Source organism: Desulforegula conservatrix Mb1Pa, assembly GCF_000426225.1.
GTDB classification, from domain to species: domain Bacteria; phylum Desulfobacterota; class Desulfobacteria; order Desulfobacterales; family Desulforegulaceae; genus Desulforegula; species Desulforegula conservatrix.
Genome location: NZ_AUEY01000110.1, coordinates 1 through 8,659, shown reverse-complemented (window position 1 = coordinate 8,659; position 8,659 = coordinate 1). Strand labels below are relative to the sequence as shown.

7 protein-coding genes are annotated in these 8,659 nt (G+C 42.4%); 4 read left to right on the top strand and 3 right to left on the bottom strand.

Going from position 1 to position 8,659, the window contains the following annotated elements:
- Positions 1–147 precede the first annotated feature (147 nt).
- Entirely contained in the window at positions 148–327 is a 180-nt protein-coding gene (locus tag K245_RS0119880; RefSeq protein ID WP_027360592.1) for a hypothetical protein, read from the top strand.
- 151 nt (positions 328–478) lie between these two features.
- Here the strand turns inward: K245_RS0119880 and K245_RS0119870 are convergent, their stop codons facing one another.
- The 3 genes from K245_RS0119870 to K245_RS0119860 all read right to left on the bottom strand — a co-directional run bounded on the left by K245_RS0119870 (position 479) and on the right by K245_RS0119860 (position 3,673).
- Positions 479–688, bottom strand: a complete 210-nt coding sequence (locus K245_RS0119870; RefSeq protein ID WP_027360591.1) for a hypothetical protein — start codon at positions 686–688, stop codon at positions 479–481.
- A gap of 14 nt (positions 689–702) precedes the next feature.
- Positions 703–1,494 (bottom strand): inositol monophosphatase family protein, encoded by a 792-nt coding sequence (locus K245_RS0119865; protein ID WP_027360590.1) that lies wholly within the window; start codon positions 1,492–1,494, stop codon positions 703–705.
- A 196-nt stretch (positions 1,495–1,690) separates the two neighbouring features.
- A complete protein-coding gene (locus K245_RS0119860) occupies positions 1,691–3,673 on the bottom strand; it encodes a peptidase U32 family protein (RefSeq protein WP_027360589.1) in 1,983 nt (660 codons plus the stop codon).
- A gap of 146 nt (positions 3,674–3,819) precedes the next feature.
- Between K245_RS0119860 and K245_RS25625 the strand changes: the two genes are divergently transcribed.
- The 3 genes from K245_RS25625 (at position 3,820) to ettA (ending at position 8,202) form a co-directional block, all read left to right on the top strand.
- A complete protein-coding gene (locus tag K245_RS25625; protein ID WP_084156452.1) occupies positions 3,820–5,961 on the top strand; it encodes a DEAD/DEAH box helicase in 2,142 nt (713 codons plus the stop codon).
- A gap of 10 nt (positions 5,962–5,971) precedes the next feature.
- Positions 5,972–6,427, top strand: coding sequence for a hotdog family protein (locus K245_RS0119850; RefSeq protein WP_027360588.1), 456 nt, complete (start codon positions 5,972–5,974; stop codon positions 6,425–6,427).
- 89 nt (positions 6,428–6,516) lie between these two features.
- The gene (ettA, locus tag K245_RS0119845) at positions 6,517–8,202 is read left to right on the top strand and encodes an energy-dependent translational throttle protein EttA (protein ID WP_027360587.1); all 1,686 of its coding nucleotides are present in this window, start codon (positions 6,517–6,519) and stop codon (positions 8,200–8,202) included.
- The last annotated feature ends 457 nt before the right edge of the window (positions 8,203–8,659 follow it).

Below are 8,659 nucleotides of genomic sequence, written 5' to 3'. Positions count from 1 at the left end.
TGGCACTTATCTTCGGTCCCATATTCGGACAGGAATTCGTGAATACTCTTTCCTTTTTGAAATTGGATCATATTTTTTGCCATGCTACACCTCCATCATATCTGGATAATCTTTAACCTGCCTTAAGATAAGCATGGCGGAGTAAAAATGGTAATCAAAATTTTTATTGCAAAGAGTATTTATTTGATGGACTCGCAAAAAGTCAAAAAATGGCTTTATCGTCATGCCGGACTTGATCAGGCACCCAGTGATTTCAATTACTTCTGGATTCCGGCCTGCGCCGGAATGACGGAAATCGGACTTTTTGCGACCTTGTTAACCATATAAGGTCTTGCAAATCAATGCTCTCATTATTTACAATTGGAATAAGAATTTGAAATCTGGCTTAAGAATGGGGATGGCGGAAACAAAAAACTGGAATCATTTAAAAAAAAATGGTTCCAGTGCAGTATATTTTATAAGAAGCGGGGTCAAATCATCACTGTGATACCGAGGCTTGGGTTTCTGCTTCCATGAAATCTTCTACGAGTTCTGCGCTGAGAAGTCTTTCTTTTTTTATTAAACACTTAATTCTGAGTGCGCAGTGATTATAGCAAACCCTGTCGCCTAATCTGAAATAGCCGAAGCAGTCCAGATAGTCGTTAAGATCGTCATTTTCTGAAACCAATTTTTTTTTTATAATTTTCATATTCTTCTTTGCTTCTAAATTCTCATCATTGAGATCATTTGACTATGAATCAAGCCATTCGTCGCTAATAGCTCATTCATTTCTGTTTGAAAAGGTTTATTTGCAAAATCCGTGACAAGGCCTCCTGCTTCTGACGCTATAAGGTATCCGGCAGCCGTGTCCCAAGGTTTTAGTTTCTGCTCCCAGAATCCGTCAAATCTACCGCATGCAATATAGCAAAGGTCGAGCGCGGCTGATCCGAGTCTTCTTATTCCCTGGGCCGCTTTCAGGCAGTTTGAAAGCCTTTTGACTATTGGATCGATGATGCCGTTAGTATCATAAGGGAAGCCTGTTACAAGAAGGCTCTCCTTTAGATCGTTTTTACCACTTACCTTGATTTTAGCTCCGTTCAGATATGCACCGCCATTTTTTACGGCAGTGAAAAGCTCATTTGTTACAGGATTAAATACAATCCCTGTAATTATTTCATTTTCATGCTGAAAGGCTATGGAGCAGCAGAAGAGAGGAAGTTGATGGGCAAAATTAGTTGTTCCGTCAAGAGGATCAATGATCCATCTGTTTGACTGACCGCTTGAAGTATCATTTGTTGTCAGTCCACCTTCTTCCGCAAGAATTGAATGATTAGGATATATGGCTCTGATTGTTTCAGTAATTATTTTTTCTGACTCGATATCTGCCTTGGTGACAAGATCTGTCTCGCCTTTTTTATTTATTTCAGCGAGATTACCAAGGTAAAAGCGAAGTATCCTGCCACTTTCAAAAGCGGCTTTTATTCCAGTTTCCAGTATTTTGTCTGTGTCTATCATAATATATACTATATATAGCGTTTGAATCTTGGAGTCAATTTCAATTATTTTTTGTGGCTATGCTCAAATCTCAGTAATATTTGAAAAGGTCATGGCCTGAACATTTGTAAGACTCTAAAAATATCAGTATTTTTTGTCTACTAGCAAAACCACAAAGTTTTTGCGGAGCTTTTCCCGAAAAGCGACCCTCCGGCCATTATAATAGCCTTATATCCCAGTTCCACAGACCTTCTCTGTTTTTGATTTTCATGGAGTTAGGGATTTTTTCTTCCATATGGACAAATACTTTGTAACCCGATTTTTCTAGAAGGCTCTTTTTTGTTGAAATATCAAGCTTCCAGTTAGGGAAAACCCACCAGTTGGAATCCTTTTTTGTGATGAACGCCTCTTCACCTTTCGGGCTTAAAAATGGTGCGTCAGGTGTTAAATCATCTGCTTTGATTCTTGAGATTGCAAAAGGCCAGAGCCCGGAAATAACTACTCCAAGAGGCAGAGCCGAGGTTGACGGCAAAGAAGTCATGATTTCACCAGGCAGTTCAGGTGAAACTATTACTCCATCAAAGCCTAATTTTTCTAACGCTTTGATGGAATATGAGTTGGAAATATTACAGAAAGGCCCTGCCCATATTCTTGATTTTTTGCCGCATATTTTTTTTAAGGATTCAAACTGCCATATTGAGTTTAATACAAAGTTCATAGCTCCTTTGGCAGAGGCATTTTTTAAAAGCTCTTCAAATTCAGGCTCATTCTCTGGCCAGATTACAGGGTGAATCCACCACCAGGTTTTTTCAGACTCAGCCCTGACGGTTTTATCGACCTCTTTTTTCGACAGCCATTTTGAATTGGCTCCTGAAGATCTGGGTATTTCCTTGAATTTCATTTCAAAAGCCTGGGCTCTTCTGAAGTCCTTTTTAAAATAATTTATCTTGAAATCAGGTGGTTCTGCTTTTGTTGAAATTGTTGAAGATATTGCCACAAGTTCATTTTCAAGTTCTTTAATCATTACATCCAGAGCTTTTTCTCGTCTGTCTATCAAAAAAACAGAACTTCCGGGAAAAGGCAAACCTGACTTGCTATATGTACTGAAAGGGAATTTGCCCTGTTTGGGGACGCTTCTGTTTATTTTCTGAATCTTGTGTCCGTGGCTGTCTTCATAGCCTATCCTCAGTAGATCGTTTGGCAATAAAGGAATGCGCGGAGTAAAAAAAGGCGCTTTGACGCTACCCTGAACCTTGCCTATATATTTGCCTGAAGCAGTTTGGAATTTTGTGTTTATGGGATTTTGCGCTCTTTGGGGAAGAATGTTGTAGTGCGTTGTGTCCCTTCCCAGAGCCTGTTCAAGCAGCTGGATGGCTGATCTTTTTACTGAAGCGTCCTTGCTTTCGTCTCGAAGCATTTTATATGCTGTGGTTGTGTAAAATACATAGTGCGGCCCCTTTTTTCTTCCCTCGATTTTCCATGTTTTAACCTCTGGAACTGAAAGGAGAATTTTGGTCAGAACATCAGCGCTGAAATCCTGACACGAGAACACTCCGGAAGTATTACCATCCTGGTTATAGGATCTCCTGCATGGCTGAACGCATCTTCCGCGGAGACCGCTTTTTCCTCCAAGAAAACTGCTCCAGTAGCATTTTCCTGAAACCGCATAGCAGAGAGCTCCATGAACAAATACTTCAAGATCTGTTTTTGGCCCTGAAGCAGCTGCCATGGCTTTGATTTCATCGATATTAAGTTCTCTTGGAATGACAACTCTATGTACTCCAAGCTGCTCGGCCATTTTAATTCCTGATGCCGTTGTGAGCGCCGCAAGTGTCGAAAGATGAATCTCGCCTTTGAAACCAGCCTGTTTTGCGAGTTCAATAAAAGCAATATCCTGAATTATGATTGCGTCTGGTTTCACGTCGGTTGCGAGTCTTGACAGCTGACGGCCTGCTTTTTCAAGCTCGTCTTCTTTTAGGAGTGAGTTGAGGGTTACATAGACCCTGACTCCTTTTGAATGGGCAAGCATTGTAAGTGCAGCAAGTTCATCAATTGAGAAATTGTCCGCCTCCATACGGGCTGAAAAAATTTTCAATCCGCAGTAAATTGCATCCGCACCGGCTGCTATTGCCGCAAGAAAAGATGCTTTGCATCCTGCGGGCGACAGGATTTCAGGTTTGTGGACGGTGTTGTTGGTCATTTTTTACCTAATATTAAATTTTTGTTAACTGTTTGGCGGATCAAAATCATTCTTTACTTGCAAGAATCATGGATGCTATACCCAAGCCGGAATTCATGGGAAAAACGAGTATTTATATTTCCGCTTACTAAAAGTAAACATTATTGATGAAAAAATACCTTCCACATAAAAAAAATGACAAAGGAAGATACTCTGAAAAAGGGTATCCCAAAGACAAAAAATTCCACTCAAAAATAAAGCCGGATATAGACCCCCGCCTTAAATCTGTTTTTAAGGAAATTGGCACGCCTGAACCTTCTCCATTTCATCCTGATCCTTTTCAGCTTGAAGCTGTTGCAGCTGTAATAGAGAATGACTGCCTAGTAACGGCTCCGACCGGATCAGGCAAGACCTGGATTGCTGAGACGGCTATAAGGAGGGTCTTTGATAACGGAGGGCGCTCCTGGTATGCGTCGCCGCTGAAGGCTCTTTCAAATTCAATTTATAATCATTTCTGTCATGTTTTTGGTCAGGACAATGTAGGTATCCTTACCGGAGACAGGCAGGAAAACCCTGATGCTCCAATTATTGTTGGAACCACCGAAATCCTCAGGAACCAGCTCTATGATTCCATGCACAAAGCCGTTGACATCCGTTCTGATCTCGTTGTTATGGATGAGGCACATTATATAGGCGATGAGGAAAGAGGGGTTGTCTGGGAAGAGGTAATAATCTACCTTCCTATCAGGGTAAGTCTGCTTCTTCTTTCAGCGACCATTGGCAATGCAGGGCGTATCGCTGAATGGATCGGAGCTGTCAGGGCCAAGGAATGTGTTGTTGTCTCCTCAACAGAGCGTCCTGTTCCTTTATTTCCTCTATTTTTTCATCCATGCGGTACAATTGAGCCGCTTGTTGCAAAAAACGGCAAGAAAACAAAGGGCGGACTCGATATAAAGGTTATCAAATATCTCAGTGCAGATAAGCCTCCACTTATGGCTCCGCCAGGAAGACTTCCTCCAATGGGTGATATTATAAGGGTTTTAAGAAAATTTGATCTTCTGCCCGCTATTTTTTTTCTGAAATCAAGATCAGACTGTGACGGATCGCTTGAATTGTGTGACAGTATTGGGCTTGATACTGATCCTGAACGCAAGCTCACAATTAAAAAAAGAATAGATGAGCTGACAAGATCCATTCCACATTTAAAGAAACACAAACAGATGTGGCATCTTGAACATCTCGGTGTAGGTTCCCACCATGGTGGTCAGCTGCCGGGGTGGAAAATTGTGGTTGAGACTTTAATGTCCGAAGGCCTGCTTGATGCTGTTTTTGCGACTTCAACCGTTGCGGCAGGAGTAAATTTTCCGGCAAGAACAGTTGTCATATCAAATTCCGACAGGTTTAACGGCGTCGAGTTCATTCCGCTTGGGGCCAATGATTATCATCAGATGTCAGGCAGGGCAGGGCGCAGAGGAATGGACAAGATCGGATTTGTCATGGCACTTCCTGGCAAATTTATGGATCTTTTTCTGACGGCGAGGCTCACAAGGCAGGGGCCTGGAAATATTCTGAGTCAGATTAGAGTAAATTTTTCCATGACCCTGAATCTTCTTCTTTCTCATAAGCCTGAGCAGATAAAGGAACTTCTCCAGCACTCCCTGGCAACTTTTGAGGCCACCTATTCCTTGAAGCAGAAGTCTGATGCAGGTAAGGGTCGGAAAATATTCGAAAATTCTTTTTTATGGGACGCTTTTTTAAGGCATCTTGATTTTCTTGTAGAAACAGGTTTTGTTGAACCAGGCGGGAGTCTGACATCGGATGGTTATTGGGCTTCCCAGCTGAGAATTGACCATCCTCTTCTTGTTGCGGAAGGTCTGAGAACAGGACTGTTTTCTTATACTGATCCGGCGCTTCTTGCGGGTGCAATGGCTTTATTTGTCAATGACAGGGAATTTGAGGAAGATTCATTCTTAAAGGATAGTGAAGATCCCATATATGTTGCTTTGAGCGATTTAAGAAGAGGGCTTAGACCTTTTCTTAAGCATCTGAAGAAAAAAGGTTTTGTCGTGTCGCCTCTTTATGTTAAACCGGCCATCGCTATATACAGATGGGCCAAAGAGGAGCCTTGGGAGAAAGTCTGCAATTATACGAGGTTAGCTGAAGGGGATATGGCAAGACTCGTATCAAGAACTGCGGACAATCTGAGGCATCTTCGCGGATTAGGGGAAGTTTTCCCGCATATTTCCGAAAGCGCTGAAAAGGCAATAGAAATGCTGATGCGTGATCCAGTCGTAACATTCCTTGGATAGGTTGCTGTAAATGAATGAAAAAATATTTTATTTTGAAGATCTTAAGCCGGGTTTGAGATTTGTCTCTGATATCTTGGAAATCACCAGAGACGATATTGTGGATTTTGCCAGAAAATTTGATCCCCAGGCATTTCATACGGGTGACTCCCAGCATATCGGGCCCCAGATATCAGGTGATGTCATTGCAAGCGGATGGCATATCAGCAGCGTGTGCATGAAACTGCTTGTTGATACCCTTCTCATAAGGTCAAGCTGCGTATGCTCGCCCGGAGTCGATCTCCTTAAATGGCCTTCTCCAATGATTGCAGGGGATGTCATGAAGGCCGAAATTACAATAATAGAGACAAAAATAACTGTCTCAAAGCCGGACTGGGGGCTTGTAAAAGTTCATGTTGAAATGACAAATCAGGATGAAAAAATTCTGTGTATAATGGAGCCAGTAATATTTTTTGGGCGCAGACCTTAGCCCCAGGAAAATAAAGCATCAATATAAAATAATCAGAATTTATTGTTAAATTAATTATATAGCCTGAAGCCGGGCAGCACGGAGGAAAAATGAGTGTAGATACAAAGAAAGTCATCTATTCGATGATGAAGGTCAGCAAGTTTTACGACAAAAAGCCCATAATAAAGGACATTTCCCTTTCATATTTTTATGGGGCAAAAATAGGCGTTCTTGGTCTGAACGGTTCAGGTAAAAGTACGCTTTTGAAGATAATGGCGGGCATTGACAAGGAATTCAATGGCGAGATAATTCACGCAGCAGAATACAATATCGGTTATCTTGAGCAGGAACCTCTGATAAATGAAACAAAGACTGTCAGAGAAGTTGTGGAAGAAGGTGTTCAGTCAATTGTTGATCTTCTTAAAGAGTATAATGAAATCAACGAGAAGTTCGCAGAGCCAATGGATGATGATGCCATGGACAAGCTTATCCATCGCCAGGGCGAGGTTCAGGACCTTCTTGACCGCCATGACGCCTGGGATCTTGACTCACGCCTTGAAATGGCAATGGATGCGCTTCGCTGTCCCCCGGCCGATTCTCCTGTCAATTTTCTCTCAGGAGGTGAAAAAAGGCGTGTCGCGCTTTGCAGGCTTCTTCTTTCAAAACCGGATATTCTTCTTCTTGACGAACCTACCAACCATCTTGACGCGGAGTCTGTAGCATGGCTGGAGCTTTTTCTTCAGAAGTACGAAGGAACCGTCATTGCAGTAACCCATGACCGTTATTTCCTTGATAATGTTGCTGGTTGGATTCTTGAGCTTGACCGTGGTCAGGGGATTCCTTGGAAGGGCAATTATTCCTCATGGCTTGACCAGAAGCAGAAGCGTCTTGCCGTTGAGGAAAAATCCGAAGGATCACGTCAGAAAACCCTGAAACGCGAGCTTGAGTGGATCAAGATGAGCCCCAAAGGCCGGCATGCCAAGTCAAAAGCAAGGATAACAGCCTATGAAAAACTCTATAATGAGTCAGCCGGAGACAAAGTCAAGGATCTGGAAATTTTCATTCCATCAGGCCCAAGACTCGGCAATATGGTCATAGAGGCCCAGAATATTTCCAAATCATTCGGAGATAATCTTCTTTTTGAGAACCTTACTTTTTCTTTGCCTCCTGGTGGCATAGTCGGAATAATTGGAGCCAATGGGGCTGGAAAGACCACACTTTTCAGGCTCATAACCGGTCAGGAACAACCTGATTCCGGTTCCATACGTGTAAGCGAAAGCGTTCGTCTTGCACATGTGGATCAGCACAGGGACGCCCTTGTTGCAGGAAAGAATATCTGGGAAGTGATTTCAGATGGCTATGATACTTTAACCATAGGCGGCAGAGAAGTAAATTCAAGGGCTTATGTCGCAAGATTCAATTTTTCCGGTCAGGATCAGCAGAAAAAGGTTGATGTGCTTTCAGGCGGTGAGAGAAACAGAGTAAACCTCGCAAGAATGCTTAAATCAGAGGCCAACGTGCTTTTGCTTGACGAACCTACCAATGACCTTGACGTAAATACAATGCGCGCTCTTGAGGAAGCTCTTGAGAATTTCGCGGGTTGCGCCGTTGTCATAAGTCATGACAGATGGTTCCTCGATAGGATTGCTACTCATATCCTCGCCTTTGAAGGGGACAGCCAGGCGGTCTGGGTCGAAGGCAATTACAGCGAATATGAAGAGGATCGCAAAAAACGCCTCGGAGCAGCTGCTGAAAGACCGCACAGACTCAAATACCGTCAGCTCACAAGAACTTAGTCTTTGAAAAGGCCGCAAAAAGTCCGATTGCCATCATTCCTGAGAAGGCCGGAATCCAGAAGTAATTGAAAATGCTGGGTGCCGGATCAAGCCCGGAATGACTAATAAGCATTTTCTGGTTTTTTGCGAGATCATCAGTCTTTAAACAAAATATAAAAAGTGAAACAGCTTAATGCTGTTTCACTTTAGGCTGCCTCTAAAAATATCATTTTTCAGATATCTTTACTCACTTGTCTGTATTAGCCAAGAGAGCAGTTGTTTTTGTCAGAAATCTCAATGACATATAGGGCACAAAGCCCTTTTCGGAATTATAAAATAATCATAATAATCCCCTTAGAGCATTAATCTGTAGATTTTTGGCATCTGTTTAAACAGTCGTAAGCAGAGTTTTAAACCTAAACATGTTATATGCCAGATTTCTAAGCCCGATCTTGAGTTTTGCCCTGGCTGATCCGAT